Origin of the sequence: Streptomyces avidinii, from assembly GCF_014650695.1 — a bacterium.
In the GTDB taxonomy this organism is placed as follows: Bacteria; Actinomycetota; Actinomycetes; order Streptomycetales; family Streptomycetaceae; genus Streptomyces; species Streptomyces avidinii.
On sequence record NZ_BMVL01000006.1, the window covers coordinates 91673 to 107508 of the forward strand.

A 15836-nucleotide genomic window follows, 5' to 3' on the forward strand; every position below is an offset into this window, starting at 1 on the left:
TCGGCATCGTCCGTACCGGCGTCTGCCCGCCCCGGCCGCCGTCACGCACGCGCCACGGCCCAGCGCGTTGCTACGTCGCAGGGCGGGCGAGGTGGGCCTCGGCCGCGAGGAGGGCCTCGTGCACCGTCGACCGGCCCATCAGCACACACAGGGTGTAGGCGGCGTCGTCCATGGCGCGGAGCGCCGCGGGGTCCTCGGGCGCGACTCCGAGGCGGGCCCGGCAGCCCCGCAACCGGGTCAGGACCTCCTCGACCCTGGTCCTGGCCGGCAGGATCCCGACGAGCGGTCCCGCCGGCCGCCCGGACGTACGAGCCGCCTCCATCGCCCGGCGCACGGCCCGCTCCACGTGCACGGGCACCGGAGTGCCGCAGGAGCCCTCGACGACGGCCGCCGCCACGGCGTCGGGGGTCGTGCGGACGAGGTCTGCGGCCGCCGCGAGGATCCGGTGCGCGTCACGGGCCCCGCACGGTGTCGCGGCCATCAGCATGCCAAGCGCCCGGGCGGTCGTCGGGGCTGCGGCCGGAGGCCCGGCGGGTGTGTCCGCGGCGATGACGGCGGCGGCGGTCGGGCGCGGAGGACGGTTACCGGCTGGAGACACGTGGGATCCCTTCGTCCAGGGCGGGGTGGGGCGGGAGTCGTCCGCGGCGTGACGACGCGCTTACGGAAGGTATTCCCGCGGGGCGCGCAGTGGTACCTGCGGCACGCCGTGCCCGTGGCGCGTCCGCGCTCCGGAATTTCCGTGGGGCGGCCACGGGTTCGCCCGGCCCGAGCCGTGGGATGGGGGGATGGACCAGCCTGGTTCCGTCGTATCGAGGCTTCGGCGCCCCCGCCTGCCGTACGGGCTCCCCCGCGGCCTCCTCAGCCGCGAGCCCACCCCCTGACCGGCGTCGAGTCGCACCTGCTGCGCGCCCTCGCCGACGCCTCCACCAGCGCCGCACCGAGATCGCCGCCGGCGTTGCCCGACGCCGCAGCGTGCCCCGGACCGGGCGGGCTCGCGTGACGCCGTCCGGTGGATGCCGTCAGGTGGATGCCGTCAGGACCTCGGGGAGGAGAGTTCGGTGCGGACCAGGGCCGCCGCCAGCCTGGGCAGGTCCTCGGTACTCACCAGACGCGCCAAGCCCTCGGGGGTCCGCGGGAGGCCGAGTCCGGCCGCGGCCCGGCGAGCCCTGCGGTCGAAGGCGGGGCTCAGTTCGGGCCACACGCCCTGGGCCTCGCGACAGAAGATGTCGGCGCCCACGGGTCCGATCCGCGGGACCTCCTGGAGCAGTTCGCGGATGCGGCCCGGGTCCTGAGCTGCGGCACTGCGCAGGCGGCGCAGGTCCCCTCCGTACCGGTCGAGAACCAGGGCTGCGGCCTCTCCCAGTGCCGTCGCCGTACTTTCGTCGTAGCGGCGGTAGTGCGCGCGGCCCAGTGCGTCCACCCTGTCCTGCCAGGAGGACGCCGCCATGGCCCGGGGCGTGCGCCATCCCGCGGCGTACACCTCGCGGGCCGCCGCCACCGCGATGTCGGCCTTGATGCGGACCGAGAACAGCAGGCACAGCGTCAGCAGTTGGTACAGCGGCATCGGCGTGTTCCCCATACGGATGCCCGCCTCCTCGGCATGGGTCCGCCCGTGCTCTGCCAGCAGATCCCGTGCGGTGGAGCGCTGCGTCATGACGACCTCCGGGGAGTGTCCCCGCACAGGTTCTCCCTCGCCTGAACGGTCCCGTCGTGGCCGCTGCCCGTTTCCCGACGGGAGAAACCCACCCCCACCCCCGCCACCGCTGTGCGGTGGCGGGGGCGCTGCGCCATGGGCCGCGGGGGCTCGGTCGGTCCGCAGCCCCGCCCGGGCTCGTTCCGTTGCCGCTCGGGACAGGCTCCCCTGCCGCGCCCGAGCGGGCGCGGACCCAGGTGCCGTTCGGGTCGGTGGGTGGGGACGCAGCGGGGCGTCAACGGCCTTGGAGGGACTTGATGTTGTCGCCGAAGGTCCAGCCCTTCGAGCCGTCCCAGTTGATCGACCACGTCATGAGCCCCTTCAGCGAACCGCCGAAGGCATTCCACGACTGGGTGACGAGACTCGGCGACATGTAGCCACCCCCCGCACCCGCCTGGGCCGGCAGGCCGGGCACCTGCTTGTCGTAGGGCACCTTGATGGTGGTGCCCTGGATGACCAGGCCGTTGTTCAGACACGTGGTCTGGGCGGTGAAGCCCTGGACTGTTCCGGCCTGGTACGAGTCGCCGGAGCAGCCGTACATGCTGCCGTTGTAGTACTGCATGTTCAGCCACCACAGTCGCCCGTTGTCGGCGTACTTCTTGATGATCGGCAGGTAGGAGCCCCAGATCGACCCGTACGTGACGCTTCCGCCGGTGACGTAGGCGGTCTCGGGAGCCATGGTCAGGCCGAAGCCGGCGGGCATCTGAGCCAGGACGCCGTCGATGATGCGCACGAGGTTGGCCTGGGAGACGGACAGCGTGTTGATGTTGCCGCTTCCGGAAAGGCCCGTCTCGATGTCGATGTCGATCCCGTCGAAGTTGTACTTCTTGAGGATCGGGACGACGGTCGCGACGAAGCGGTCGGCGACCGTGCTGGAGCTCAGGTCGATCCCTGCTGCGGCGCCGCCGATCGACATCAGGATCGTCGCCCCGGCCGCCTTGGCCCGGCACATCTCGGCGGGGGTCGAGACCTTCACGTTGGCGTCCATGCCGTCCTGCCACAGGACGGTGCCGTCCGAGAGGATCACCGGGAAGGCGGCGTTGATGACGTTGTAGCCGTGCGCGGCGATCCGGCTGTCCGTGATGGGGACCCAGCCCATGCCGGGGTGGACGCCGTTCAGGGCACCGTCCCAGTTCTCCCAGTAGCCCTGCAGGACCTTCCCCGACGGCCTGGGCTTCGGGGGGCAGGTGTCGCCGGGCGGCGTCGTTGTCGGCGCGGGTGTGGGAGTGGGAGTGGGTGTGGGCGTCGGCGTGGGTGTGGGCGTCGCCGTGGGAGTCGGCGTGGGAGTCGGCGTGGGAGTGGGGCTGCTGCCGCCGGGGCCCGCGAGCGACACGTCGTCCGCGTAGTAGGCGGGCTGCCCGTACCAGCCATGCAGATAGACGGTCACCGAGGTGGTGGTCGGCCCGGTGGTGAAGCCGACGCTGAGCCGGCCGTACGACGGTGTGTTCGGCGTCCAGGTGGACGCGGCACCCGTTGTTCCGGTGCCGGTGGCACCCAGGTGGACGTAGCTGCCCTGGACGTAGGCGCTCAGCGTGTACTGGGAGTTGGGCTGCACGCTGACGGTCTGGGCGCACTGGGCGTTGTCCAGGCCGGTCGGCGTGGCCCTGAGCGCGGAGGCGCCCGAGTGAACCGGGCCGGTGACGGTCGTACCGGATCCGCCGGAGCAGGTCCAGTCGGAGAGCCCGTTCTCGAAACCGGAGTTGGCCACCGATTCCGCGGTAGCGGCCCCGGCCGTGACGGAGCCGGCCACGGCTATCCCGGCAGCGATGAGGGCGGCGGCGCTCGCCCCGGCGAGGGAACGCATCAGGATGGTCGGTCCCTGCTCGGCGTGGCGGAAACGGTGGCCTTCGTCGCGGCCGGGAGACGGGCAAGGACCTGTATGGCCGGACGGATGTGGAGTGCGTGGCCTCCGACGGAACATGCTGTGCTCCCTTCGCGCCGAGCGCCATGGTCGTGACCAGCGCGTGGGGAGTGACGCCCGGCTCGGGTGAGGTGGGGACATGTGGGGCTGCCGGACCGGATCGTAGGGACGGCGACGAGACCCGTCAATAGGTCTGGACCAATGAGCGGGAGTGCGCAGGACGTCGTGCGTACGCAGCTGCACGAGGTCTTCTCGGGCACGGAGGACGACGCGCGGGCGCGGCGCCGGCTCGAATCACGGGCCGCGGGCATCAAGGCGCTCGGCACCTGGCACGCCACCCGGGTCGTCCAGGAATGCCGCGAGGCGTGCGGCGGCGCCGGCTATCTCGCCGTCAACCGGTTCGCCGCCCTCAAGGGCGACAGCGACGTCTTCACGACCTTCGAGGGCGACAACCACGTCCTGTTGCAGCTCGTGGCCAAGGGGCTGCTCACCGACCATGCGAGCGAGTTCGAGGACCTCGACCAGCTCGGCATGGTCCGCTACGTCACCAACCTCGCCGTGGAGACGGTCATCGAGCGGACGTCGGCCCACAAACTGCTGGAACGGGTACGCGACCTGCTGCCCGGCGGCGACGAGTGGGACCGGGAAGCCGGCCTGCTCGACTCGGAGTACCAGCTCGCCATGGTCCGCTTCCGCGAGGAACACATGCTCGCCGGCCTGGCCCGGCGGATCAAACGCGGGATCGACCAGAAGCGCGATCCCGGCGCGGTCTTCTCGCAGGTGCAGGACCACGTCATCGCACTCGCGCGCGCACACGTCGAGCGGCTGGTGACGGAGGCCTTCGTCGACAAGGTGCGCACGCTGCCCGAAGGGGGCGAGAAGGCCGCGCTCGCGCTCCTGTGCGACCTGTTCGCCCTGTCCACGATCGAGGCGGACCGGGCGTGGTTCATGGAGCACGGGCGGCTGACCGTCCAGCGCTCCAAGGCGATCAGCCGCGAGGTGAACGACCTGTGCCGCAAGGTGCGTCCCCTCGCGGTCGGCCTCGTCGACGCGTGGGGTATCCCGTCCGCCGTACTGCGGGCGCCTGACCTCGTGGGGTGAGCCGGTGCCCGGCAGTCCGGTGTCGGGTGCGAGGCGTGCGGCGGAAGGCGTCCATGCCCGCCGCGTCATCCGGGCCTGCGGGGGTGAGGATGCCGTTCTCGGCCTTGAGTGCGACCGGATACCGGCCCGTACGGGACGAGCCGTGATCGCCACCTCCTCCGCTCACCCCCTGCCCCCACCCCCTGCACCTACCCGGCTCACGGCGGATGGCCACCCCCCTTCCCTCGAACGGATCGATCGGCTCCCGACCGTGACGGCGCGCCCAGGACGCCGGAGCGCGTGGAATGTCCGAGGCTGGGCAGCCGAGAGGATATACACCCGTAACGGACATGAAGGACAGTCGTGGCTGCGAGCGGAGCACGTCCCATGCATCAAGCCGGTTCCGGATCCGACCCCGGCGGCGGGCCGCCCCACAGCGCCCCGGACGGCGCTCACCGTTCGAGGGTCACGCTCCGGGTCAACGGCACGGACCGTGACCTCGACGTGGACCACCGCGTCACCCTGCTCGACGCCCTGCGCGAGACCCTGGAGCTGACCGGGACGAAGAAGGGCTGCGACCACGGGCAGTGCGGCGCCTGCACCGTCCTCGTGGACGGCAGGCGCGCCAACAGCTGCCTGCTGCTCGCCGTGGCCCAGGACGGGGCCGAGGTCACCACCGTCGAAGGTCTCGCCGACGCGGACGGAACGCTGCACCCGCTCCAGCGGGCCTTCCTCGCGCACGACGCCTTCCAATGCGGCTACTGCACACCGGGGCAGCTCTGCTCCGCCGTCGGGGTCCTCGGTGAGGCCGCCGACGGGCAGCCCTCGCACGTCACCGGCACCGCGGCACCGAGCGGCCCCGTCACCCTGACCACCGATGAGATCCGCGAGCGGCTCAGCGGAAACCTCTGCCGCTGCGGTGCCTACAACGGGATCGTCGAAGCCGTCGCCGAGGTGGGCGCCGGGATGAACGGCGCCGACGTCACCGCCCCTTCCTCGTCGGCAATCCCTCCCCGTCCGGATGTGATCGTGTGAAGCCCTTCGCCTACGTCCGGGCCACCAGCCTCCAGCAAGCCGTGGATGCCCACGCCTGCCGTCCGGGCTCCCGCTACCTCGGCGGCGGCACCAACCTCGTCGACCTCATGAAGCACGACGTCGAAACGCCGACCACCCTCATCGACATCTCCCGGCTCCCGCTCAACCGGGTCGAGGAACTGCCCGCGGGAGGACTCCGTATCGGAGCCACCGTGCCCAACGCCGACCTGGCCGCGCACCCCCTCGTGCGGAGCGGATATCCCGCGCTGTCCCAGGCCCTGCTCGCCGGTGCGTCCGGGCAGCTGCGCAACGTGGCCACCACCGGCGGGAACCTGCTCCAGCGCACCCGGTGCCCGTACTTCCAGGACGTGTCCAAGCCCTGCAACAAGCGCGACCCGGGCACCGGCTGCGGCGCCCGTGACAGCACGTACCGCGACCTCGCCGTCCTCGGCCACTCCGAGCACTGCGTCGCGACGCACCCCTCCGACATGGCCGTGGCGCTCGCCGCGCTGGATGCCGGCATCGAGCTGTACGGCGACACGGAGGGGCCGCGGCAGGTCGCGGCGACCGCGTTCCACCGCCTGCCCGGAGCCCACCCCGAGCAGGACACCCTCATCCGTCCCGGGGAGATCGTCACCGCCGTGGTCCTGCCCCCGGCGGCGCCCGGCGCCGTCTCCCTCTACCGCAAGGCCCGCGACAGGGCCTCGTACGCCTTCGCCCTCGCCTCGGTCGCCGCCGTACTGGAACTCGCCGACGGCCGGGTGCGGCACGTCGCCCTCGCCTTCGGCGGACTCGCCCACCGCCCCTGGCGCGCCACCGTTGCCGAACAGCTGCTGGCGGGTGCGCCGCTCACCGACGAGAACGTACTCCGGGCGGTGGACGCGGAGCTGGCGCAGGCTCGGCCACTGCGCGGCAACGCGTTCAAGGTCGGCCTCGCCCGCAACCTCGCCCGGGACTCTCTCGCGGCCCTGGCGCAGGCCTGTGGTGGGGAGCCACCCGAGCGACTGCCGTAGCCGTCCGCCGTCCGCCCGCACGGTTCTCCACCGATCCGCACCGATCCGCACCGATCCGCACCGATTCGACCAGACAGGGAGCGCCATGCACCCCACGAACGCCCTCGGCAGCCCCGTGCCCCGGCGGGAGGGACGCGAGAAGGTCACGGGTGCCGCCCGCTACGCCGCCGAGCACACCCCGCCCGGCTGTGCCTACGCCTGGCCGGTGCCGGCGACCGTCGCCAGCGGCCGCGTCACCGCCGTCGACGGCACCGCGGCCGCCGCCCTGCCCGGCGTCATCGGGGTCCTGACCCCGTTCGACGCGCCGCGCCTGGGCGCCTCCGAGGACCCGACGCTGCAACTGCTCCAGGACCCCCGCGTCCCCCACCGCGGCTGGTACGTGGCCCTCGTGGTCGCCGACACCCTCGAAGGGGCGCGCGCCGCCGCCTCCGAGGTCAGGGTCACGTATGCGAGCGAACCGCACGACGTCATCCTCCGCGCCGACCACCCCGACGCCTACACCCCGGACGAGGCCAACGGGGGGCACCCCGGCCACCGGGAACAGGGCGACCCGGACACGGCCCTGTCCGCCGCCCCCGTACGGATCGACTGCACGTACGCGGTGCCGCCGCTGCACAACCACCCCATGGAGCCGCACGCCGCCACCGCCGACTGGGACGCCGGCCGCCACCACCTGACCGTGCACGACTCCAGCCAGGGTGCGGGACCCGTCCGCGCCGCGCTGGCCTCCCTGTTCAAGCTCCCCGAGGACGGCATCACGGTCGTCTCCGAACACGTGGGCGGCGGTTTCGGTTCCAAGGGCACCCCGCGCCCCCACGTGGTCCTGGCCGCGATGGCCGCGCTCCACTACGGCCGGCCCGTCAAGCTCGCGCTGCCCCGCGGCCACCTGCCCGCGACCGTCGGCCACCGCGCACCCACCCTGCACCGGATCTCGCTGGGCGCCCACGCCGACGGAACCCTCACCGCCCTCACCCACGAGGTCACCACCCACACCTCACGTGTCCGCGAGTTCGTCGAGCAGGCCGCCGTGCCCGCGCGCGTCATGTACGCGGTACCGGACGTCCGCACCACGCACCGCGCCGTCGCCCTCGACGTGCCGACCCCGTCGTGGATGCGCGCGCCCGGGGAGGCCCCCGGCATGTACGCCCTGGAATCGGCGATGGACGAACTGGCCGACGCCCTCGGCATCGACCCGGTCGAACTGCGGGTGCGCAACGAACCCGCGTCCGAACCGGACAGCGGCCGTCCGTTCAGCAGCCGCCACCTCGTGGAGTGTCTGCGCGAGGGCGCCGAACGGTTCGGCTGGGCGAGGAGCCGGGCCCCGCGGCACGAGGGCCCGTACCTCATCGGAGCCGGGGTGGCCTCGGCGACCTACCCCGTACTGGTCGCTCCTTCCACCGCCCGCGCGCACGCGCGTCCCGACGGCGGCTACCTCGTCGAGATCAACGCCACCGACATCGGGACCGGCGCCCGCACCGTCCTGGCCCAGGTGGCCGCCGACGCCCTGCGGGTCCCCGTCGGCCGTGTCGCCGTCGCCATCGGGCACACCGGGCTGCCGGCAGCGTCTCTCGCCGGAGGCTCCTGCGGCACGGCGTCCTGGGGATGGGCCGTCCACGACGCCTGCGCCGCCCTGACCGCACGGCTGGGGAGCCACCGGGGGCCGCTGCCGGCCGAGGGCCTGTCGGCGTCGGCGGACACCACCCAATCGGCCAAGCAGAAGTCCCCCTATGCCCGGCACGCGTTCGGCGCGCACTTCGCCGAGGTCCAGGTCGACACGGTCAGCGGAGAGGTACGGGTGCGACGCCTGCTCGGCGTCTTCGCCGCCGGCCGCATCCTCAATCCGCAGACCGCGCGCTCGCAGTTCAAGGGCGCCATGGTCATGGGACTCGGCATGGCGCTGACCGAACACAGCACCGTGGACGCGGCATTCGGTGACTTCACCGAGAACGACCTGGCGGCCTATCACGTTCCGGTACACGCCGATGTGCCGGACATCGAGGCCCACTGGATCGACGAACACGACAAGCACCTCAACCCGATGGGCAGCAAAGGAATCGGGGAGATCGGCATCGTCGGCACGGCCGCTGCCATCGGCAACGCCGTCGCCCACGCCACGGGACAGCGTCTGCGCGAACTCCCCCTGACACCCGACCGCGTGCTGACCGCACTGCACGGGAGCGCCTGAGCGCTCGACCGCGCCCGCTCCCGCTCCCGCTCCCGGCGACACGTACGCGGGTCGTCATCGCGGCGCGCCGTGACCCGGGCGGGTCAGTAGAGGCAGAGCAGAACGGACGGCCGGCAGGCCGGCCGCGTTCCCTCGAACCTTGAACTCGCCGGCATCACCCGGACGTTGTCTCGAAACGGTCATCATTCGGTCCCATTCCGATGAAAAGCGGAGGCAAACATGCCGCTGTAGAACAGAAATCCCCGCCCCGTCCGTACGGAGCCACGTGACCCACCGGAAACCGAAGCCACCGCTGATGTCGCGCCGCACCGCGCTGGCATGCACCGGAGGCGGACTCACCGCCACCGTCCTTGCCGGCGCCGCCGCCTTCCGCGGCCCGGACCCGCGCCCCGCCCGGGCGGTGGACCTGCAGGAACAGGAGCAGGGCGAGGTCCGTCCGGGAGCGCCTGCCGAGAAGCCTCCCGTACCGGGGCAGGCATGGATGCCTGACGCCACCCGCAAACCGCTGTCGGTGAACTTCACGCCGGGCGGGCTCACGGAGATGCGGGGTCTGATCCTGCACGTGCAGGAGGGCGAGAACTCGCTCCACGAGCGCTTCAGCGACCCCGCCGTCAAGTCTTCCTCGCACTTCTGGGTCTCGCAGTCCGGCGAGATAGAGCAGTACGTCTCCGCGTCCGACCGGGCATGGGCACAGGGCACCGGAAACCCGCTGTGGCTCTCGGTGGAGACCTCGGGGTTCGCGCGCCGTCCTCTCACCGCGCAGCAGGTGGAGGCCGTCGCCCGGATCTACACCTGGGGCGTGGCGCAGCACGGGTGGCGCCTCGAACAGGCCTCCACACCGCTCGGCCGGGGTTTCGGCATCCACAGCATGGGAGGCCGGGCATGGGGCGGCCACTCCTGCCCCGGCCCCCTCCGTGCGGCACAGACGGGAGAAGTGCTCTCCACCGCGCTCCGCATGCTCCCCCGCTAGAGCCCGTCTGATAAATGACCACTTGGTTGATCAGCGCTCTGCTTGCGGTGGCGGAGGATCTCTCGAAGTCGGACGGGATCTGATAGATGATCAGTTGGTCGGTTCGCGGAGCCAGAGGATCTCCCTCGGCCGCCAGCCTGCCCCCCTGGGCCCTCGGGTTCCCGCTGAAGCAGCTTCAGTTTCCGCGAACTCGCGGGGGCCTCGGCCCCGGCCTCCTATCCGTGACCCGGGGTGCAAAGCAGCTGCGGGTGATCTCCCGGCGACGAGGTCCCTCATGCAGGTGGCGGTGGCGGCCGGGTCGGTTGGGCCCGCCGCCGGGGCTGGTCGGGGCCGCGGTCGGCCGAGGTCTGGACCCGCAGCAGCTTCGAGAGCCGGGGCACCTTGGTGAACCGGCCGATGCGGTGAGTCCCGGCGACGGCGCCACCGCGCGAGCGGCACGGCGAGCCCGACGCGGCCGAGCACCGCGGGCACCGCGGGCACCGCGGGCACCGGTGGAACTCGACGTCTTCGGCGTCGGCCTAAGCATGTTCGTGAAGGTCCGTCAGGACCGGGACGTTCTCACAACCCGCTTCCCACAAGAAGGCGTTCCGTTCCCCGGCTTTGAGTGAGAGCGGGTTGTGAGAACCGATCCGGGATTCCGGTGCCCCGTGCGGACCTCCCGTCGGGGCGGCTCGGGAAAGGACCGTCTGCGCGTGGGACACCGGTACAGCCCTTGGCGCTGATGATCACGGTCGGGTCAGGCCCCTGATGGACTGGAACCTTGTTTGCTACCCGTTAAGGCCGGGCGTAATCTGAATTTGGCCGCAACATCGCGGAACGCGACACATATGTTGCCCCGTGAACTATCAGGTGTACGAATCAACTTCCTGATGCAGTCGGCCGCATCCGACATGGATGGCACTTCAACTACTGCTGGTGCGGATGTGGATGCGGCGAAGAAAAACGCTGGCGTCATCGGAAAGTGGCGCCTTCGACAGTTCGACAAGACCTCTGGTTAGGTATGCAGGTCGGCGAAGGTTACCCCTTGGAGGAAACCATGCGAACTGGCAAAGCAATCGTATCCGCGGCGGCAGCACTGGCACTTATGGGGAGTGTGCCCGTGGCAACAGCGTCCTCCGCGGCGTCCGTGGAGGATGCTCCGCACCTCGTCCCAACACTGGGGATCAACGGTGCCACACTCTACGGGGTTAGTCAGCGCCCGGGCGGCGCCCTGTGGGACATGAAGGTCGACTACAACTTGAACTTCACCAGGTTCGATCAGACAAACCAATTCCAATTTCAATCTTGGTGCGACATTTGGGAACAGGATAGCGATGATGACGACCTCGTCAAGCGAGGCAGGCACGCCAATATCAACGCTGTCAACCAAAGCCGCACGGCAACTTTCTCCGTAAGGAGCAGTGACATAGACACAGAACTAGGAGGCGAGGAGATCTACGCCAGGTGCTTCGTGAGGAACATGGAGACCGGCACACAGCCTTCCAGTTACTCGACGCGCATTCAGATCTCACCATAAAGCGCATTGCGAGGGGGCTGGGGGGTGCAGTGTCCGCAGCGGACGGTCGACTCGGTGGCGTCGTTCACTTCCAGGAACAGCGTTTGTTGCTGGGTTTCGCCAGCCGTAGGAGGTCAAGAAGGCGATGGATGTTCACGACTTTTGAAGGCGTCGCCGTCGCCGTGTTGGGAGGGAGGGGCCTACAGTTCCGGCGGAGCCGTTCCGCGGCTTCGGCGGAGGTGTCGTAGCAGCCGGGTCGAGCCGGGAAGACCCTGGCGAAGCTGGTCGACCGTCCACCGACGGAGCGGGGAGCCCCGCGGGGCCGGGCTGGGCTCCCGGTGGGCATCACCCGGCCCGCGCCCGTTCCCGCCCTGTGGACGGGTGGCTGGTCGCCCCGGGCTGGGGACCCGATGGCGACCCCCGCGTCATTTCGAGGATCGTGGTGCCGTGTCCGTTCGGCACCGTGCCCACCGGTGGCGTTTCTCACGCGCATGCAGATGCCGGAGTCGTCGTGCAGTCGTCCTTCTCCATACCCGACAGCGGGAAGGTCTGGTCCATCACCAACGTGTTCAAGGGAGCGTCAGCGAACGCCATTTACTCGGAACCTTAACCGAGCCGCCGGGTGGTCAAGCGGCGCTCGCCGATGGCGACGCCGATTCCCTCGAGTGGGACCGGCCAGGGCGCGTAGCGCCCTTTCACAGCCGGTCGACGCCAAGAGCAGCGAGCGCGTGCACGCCGCTCGCCATCGAGTCGGTGGCGGCGTTGGGCGAGGATGTCCTTGTTGTCGGGGACGCCGGTGGCGGCCGAGGCGACGGCCCGGGCCGAGCTTGCGGCGGGCAAGGATGAGGATGGTCAGCGCGATGGCGGCGCCGCCGGTGGGGAGCGCGGCGAGAACATCGGGGTGGGCGGCGAGGGTTGCGGCGAGCGCGGTTCCGGCCGCCTGCCCGGTGCTGACCGACAGGATCAGCCAGGCGTACGCCTCGGTGGTGCGGGAGGCGGAGGCGAGAGCGTCCACGGTGTGGAAGCCGTTGGTGATGATCAAGGTGAAGAACAGCCCCGGGATCGCCGTGAGGGCGAGGGCTGTGCGGGGATCGGGCTGGGCCAGCAGGGGCGCCCAGCCGAGGAGGAACAGGGCGCTGGTGGTGATGAGCTGGGATTTGGTCGTGCCGGGCCATGCCCGGCGGGCGTAGATCAGACTGCCCAGGAAGCTGCCGGTGGAGAACACGGCAGGAAGCAATCCACAGAGCATGGCCCGCCCGTGGGTGGCCGCCATGCCTGCGGCCCACACGTTCATCGCTCCGAACGCGAACCCCGTTCCTGCCAGCGCGGTGAGCAGCAGGACCAGGCCGGTGCTGATCAGCCGTCCTCTTTCCGTCACCGCGGCGGCAGGACGCCAGGTCTGCGACGGTGTGGCGGTCAGGACGACCGCCGTGCCCACCAGCCCGAGGGCGGCGGTCGCGGCCAATGCGGTGTCGGGCCCGTGCGTGGTCGCCAGCCACGAGGCGAGCAGGGGGCCCGCGATGTAGAGGAGGCCCTGCGAGCCGGTGTCGAGGGCTTGGACGACTCGGCGCCGCCCGAAGTCAGGCAGGACCTTGGGCCAAAGCGCGCGAAGCCCTGCTTCCAGCGGCGGTGTGACCAGACCCGCGAGCCCGACCACCGCGGTCACCGCCGCGGGATGCCCGCCCGCCCGGATCAAGGGGAGCGCTGCCAGGCAGCCGGCGTTGAGCAGCACCGCCGGTGTTGACACACGGGTTTGACCGTAGCGGTCCATCAGCCTGCCTTTGACCGGCTGGGACAGCCCGGACGCCAGTCCGTAAAGGGCGGCGAGCATTCCGGCGAAGGCCAGCGACCCCCCGCCGCCGGTGATCCACAGGACGAGCCCCACCGGAACCATGGAGTTGGGCAGGCGCCCGATCAGAGTGCCGCCGAGCAGGCGGACAACGTGTCGGCTGCCCAGTACTGCGCCGTATGTGGCGAGCGGTGGGACGGTGGTCGGGTGTTCGGCCAGGGTCAACAGGGCAGGGCTTTCCGTCAGAGGGACTGCGGGGCGAGGGCAGGGCCAGGGGGCTTACGTCGTTGCGTGGGCGCGGTGGCGGCCGAAGGTGCTGCGGCAACGGCCGGTGAGCGGGGTGCGGTGCGGGGGTGTGATACGGCAGCACGACCGCGACGGCTTCCTCCAGTTGCCGGCCGATCCGTGCGAGGTCTTGGACGTGGTGGTCGGTTTGCGCTGAGAACAACCGCGGGCGGACGGCGATCTCATGGCAGGCCCGGGCGTTCGGCATGGTTGCCCGCATGGCGCACGTGCCGAGGAACCCGGAGCGGGAGCCTAGCCTGGAGCCGACCGGCCATCGCGGAACTTGTGATCTTCCGACAAGACCGCGGCAACGGCGTGCAGTTGCGGCGAAAAAGACGATGTGGGCGTGGGCCGCACGCGCACCGTGCGGCGTTCCTCGCTCCCGTCGGCGCATCGGGCCTCGACTGTCGTCCAACCCTGTCGTCAACGCCATCGGATCTCATGGGATCCGAGTTGTCGTCAGGCCCCGAAAAGCCCGGAGTCGTTGGTCGCGTCCCGCGCCTTCCGTCATTCGGTCGTCTACCGACAGACGCATCGTCTCTCAGGCCTCATTCGACGCCGGTCCCTGGTCGGACCCGATCGACCAGCGGTGACGTCGCCTGTCACTGTCCCCTGAGACAGTCGTCATACCTTGCTGCGGCATCCGGCGAGGAGGAGGGCGACCATGCCCTTGGCGTCGGCCTGGCCGTAGCCGGGGCCGGTGATGCAGAGGTTTCCGATGGCGCGCAGAAGCGTGTAGGCGGCGACACCGGGGCGGAGTTCCTGAGCGGCGGCGCAGGCGTCCAGCACCCCGCGCGTACCGGGCCGGCGCCGCCCTCCGGCTCGGCGGGACCTGCGACAGCTTCGGCCTGCCGGGCTGGAACGCGCCGAGCCGCGGGTGAGCGTGCGATCGGTGGAACGCCGGCGCCGCGCCCGGCACGAGGGCGGCATGGAGTCCCTGCGCTCGGCGGGTCCGGCGAACTCCGCGACCGTGACCGATGACCAGTTCACCGTGCTCGAAGGGAACTCGGCAAGGGCCCGTCGGCGCACGGCTTCGCTGACGAACGCCGGCCTCTGACCGGGTCCAGAAAGTGATCCGCCGACGTCTGCGGGTGAGCCTGTCGGTGGCGACGGTGTGGCGGCTGCTGGAGCGGCACGGCTGGTCCTGGCAGGCACCCGCCCGCAGAGCACTCGAGCGCGACGAATCCAACTCCGGCCCCACCTCATCGACGGCTGCCTCACCGCCACCGGCCTGGCCCTCGCACCACCGACCCCACCCTGAAAACCTCAGTAGCTGCCGCTGGCATATTGCGCCGCAATGTGCGTGCCGGGCTGGAAAGGGCGCGATGGCCCTGCCAAGATCGGGGAGTGCCCCAAGGAAGCCCGCACCCGCCAGAACCTGCAGAATTGCGAGGTCTCCTGGCCACCCTCTTTGAGATGCATCGTGGCGTCGAAGATCCATGTCTTGCTCTCTGGCCTGACTACCAAGATGCCATTGGCATTCTGGATTACGCCCGCCGGTTCCACTGCGCGCTACCTCCGGCGACCTGCGGGCAGCGCCACCGCGGTGACCAGGCCGGAATCCGACTCACCATCGTGCGGCACCTTCGCGCGGTGCTGGACAGGGAGGAGCTCGCAGCCATCGATGACGCCCGGGCAGACGGCATGCAGTGGGCTGCCATCTCCCGACTGCTCGGAATGCAGCATCCTGGAAGCGCGATGAACCGTCGCGAACGCCTCAAGGCAGGGACGGAGCGCCCGGATGGGCGCCGGACGCGCGAGGCGAGAAAACGGATCTCTGACAACAACCACTGAGGTTTCAGGGTGGGGTCCACGCTCACCCGCAGCTCTTTCGCGATCACCGTGGTCTTCTCGCCCCCGGCGAACCTCTCGCCGGCCTGAAGCCGGATCCCCTGGGCGGTGGGCGTCCGGCGCCGGGGATGGATGGTCCAGGGCCCTTCGTCTGGATCATCTGGTCGTCGGGCAGGGCTGCTGACCGGAGAAATGACCGCGGTGTCGATCCCTATGCCCAGGCTGCACAGGCTTCTCGGTGGTGAGTTCGACGAAGCTCACCCACCGCTCCCGCGGTGTACGTGGCGTCGCGGAGGACTGCAGGGTCTGCTCACTGGATCAGTTCGATGTGCGGATGATCCGGGGACTCCGGGCACACGTGGAGCTGCAGGTCGTAGCCGCTCGCAACGACGATCATGGTGATGTTTCCCGGCGGGGTGCCGGGGAGGAGTGGCGTGGGATCGGTCCGCCCCTCCTCGGGGATCCAGCTCTCGCTGCCCGAGCTCCATTCGGTGCTCGCGATGGTGAGCAGCGGCACCGCCTCGGTGCCGCACTCGGAGCAGACCCGGGGCAGTCGTGCGGCGTGGACGACCCGGGGCGGGGATGCGGCCGGGTCGCCGTGCGTGCCGGCAGGGCCAGTTGGGGGAAGACCGCCGTGAC

At 70.8% G+C, this 15836-nt stretch carries 10 protein-coding genes and 3 pseudogenes; 7 read left to right on the plus strand and 6 right to left on the minus strand.

Annotation, left to right across the window (positions count from 1 at the left end; translation table 11 throughout):
* Positions 1-70 precede the first annotated feature (70 nt).
* From IE257_RS38330 to IE257_RS39605, 3 genes are all read right to left on the minus strand, one after another.
* Positions 71-598: a DUF5133 domain-containing protein gene (locus IE257_RS38330; RefSeq protein WP_229920427.1), complete on the minus strand. Its 528-nt coding sequence runs from the start codon at positions 596-598 to the stop codon at positions 71-73.
* A 435-nt stretch (positions 599-1033) separates the two neighbouring features.
* Entirely contained in the window at positions 1034-1654 is a 621-nt protein-coding gene (locus IE257_RS16770) for an endonuclease (protein WP_189969403.1), read from the minus strand.
* A 274-nt stretch (positions 1655-1928) separates the two neighbouring features.
* Positions 1929-3497 carry a carbohydrate binding domain-containing protein gene (locus tag IE257_RS39605; protein WP_189969406.1) on the minus strand — a complete coding sequence of 523 codons (1569 nt, stop codon included), beginning with the start codon at positions 3495-3497 and terminating at the stop codon, positions 1929-1931.
* Positions 3498-3767: 270 nt separating this feature from the next.
* Here IE257_RS39605 and IE257_RS16780 point away from each other — a divergent pair.
* The 5 genes and pseudogenes from IE257_RS16780 to IE257_RS16800 all read left to right on the plus strand — a co-directional run.
* Positions 3768-4655: pseudogene (locus tag IE257_RS16780) on the plus strand (acyl-CoA dehydrogenase); the annotation flags it as partial.
* A gap of 366 nt (positions 4656-5021) precedes the next feature.
* Positions 5022-5669 (plus strand): 2Fe-2S iron-sulfur cluster-binding protein, encoded by a 648-nt coding sequence (locus IE257_RS16785; RefSeq protein ID WP_189969408.1) that lies wholly within the window; start codon positions 5022-5024, stop codon positions 5667-5669.
* Positions 5666-6682 carry an FAD binding domain-containing protein gene (locus tag IE257_RS16790; protein ID WP_189969410.1) on the plus strand — a complete coding sequence of 339 codons (1017 nt, stop codon included), beginning with the start codon at positions 5666-5668 and terminating at the stop codon, positions 6680-6682. Before IE257_RS16785 ends, IE257_RS16790 begins: the two co-directional genes overlap by 4 nt.
* An 85-nt stretch (positions 6683-6767) precedes the next feature.
* Positions 6768-8867 (plus strand): xanthine dehydrogenase family protein molybdopterin-binding subunit, encoded by a 2100-nt coding sequence (locus IE257_RS16795; RefSeq protein ID WP_189969412.1) that lies wholly within the window; start codon positions 6768-6770, stop codon positions 8865-8867.
* Positions 8868-9162: 295 nt separating this feature from the next.
* Complete coding sequence (locus IE257_RS16800) at positions 9163-9837, plus strand: peptidoglycan recognition protein family protein (RefSeq protein WP_229920428.1); 675 nt, start codon at positions 9163-9165, stop codon at positions 9835-9837.
* Positions 9838-11912: 2075 nt separating this feature from the next.
* Here the strand turns inward: IE257_RS16800 and IE257_RS16805 are convergent.
* Positions 11913-13346, minus strand: coding sequence for an MFS transporter (locus IE257_RS16805; protein ID WP_229920429.1), 1434 nt, complete (start codon positions 13344-13346; stop codon positions 11913-11915).
* Between the two features lie 684 nt (positions 13347-14030).
* Positions 14031-14195 (minus strand): annotated as a pseudogene (locus IE257_RS16810) (TetR/AcrR family transcriptional regulator); the annotation flags it as partial.
* Positions 14196-14280: 85 nt separating this feature from the next.
* Between IE257_RS16810 and IE257_RS39610 the strand changes: the two are divergent.
* A pseudogene (locus IE257_RS39610) lies at positions 14281-14590 on the plus strand (helix-turn-helix domain-containing protein); the annotation flags it as partial.
* Between the two features lie 232 nt (positions 14591-14822).
* Positions 14823-15200: a hypothetical protein gene (locus IE257_RS16825; RefSeq protein ID WP_189969417.1), complete on the plus strand. Its 378-nt coding sequence runs from the start codon at positions 14823-14825 to the stop codon at positions 15198-15200.
* Positions 15201-15507: 307 nt separating this feature from the next.
* Here IE257_RS16825 and IE257_RS16830 read toward each other — a convergent pair whose 3' ends face one another.
* On the minus strand, positions 15508-15714 hold the full coding sequence (locus IE257_RS16830) for a hypothetical protein (RefSeq protein ID WP_189969419.1): 207 nt from the start codon (positions 15712-15714) through the stop codon (positions 15508-15510).
* Between the last annotated feature and the right edge of the window lie 122 nt (positions 15715-15836).

Coding starts and splice junctions, on each gene's coding strand:
- IE257_RS16770 (WP_189969403.1), bottom strand. CDS start 1,654: ATGACGCAGCGCTCCACCGCACGGGATCTGCTGGCAGAGCACGGGCGG.
- IE257_RS39605 (WP_189969406.1), bottom strand. CDS start 3,497: ATGCGTTCCCTCGCCGGGGCGAGCGCCGCCGCCCTCATCGCTGCCGGG.
- IE257_RS16785 (WP_189969408.1), top strand. CDS start 5,022: ATGCATCAAGCCGGTTCCGGATCCGACCCCGGCGGCGGGCCGCCCCAC.
- IE257_RS16795 (WP_189969412.1), top strand. CDS start 6,768: ATGCACCCCACGAACGCCCTCGGCAGCCCCGTGCCCCGGCGGGAGGGA.
- IE257_RS16800 (WP_229920428.1), top strand. CDS start 9,163: ATGTCGCGCCGCACCGCGCTGGCATGCACCGGAGGCGGACTCACCGCC.
- IE257_RS16825 (WP_189969417.1), top strand. CDS start 14,823: ATGCATCGTGGCGTCGAAGATCCATGTCTTGCTCTCTGGCCTGACTAC.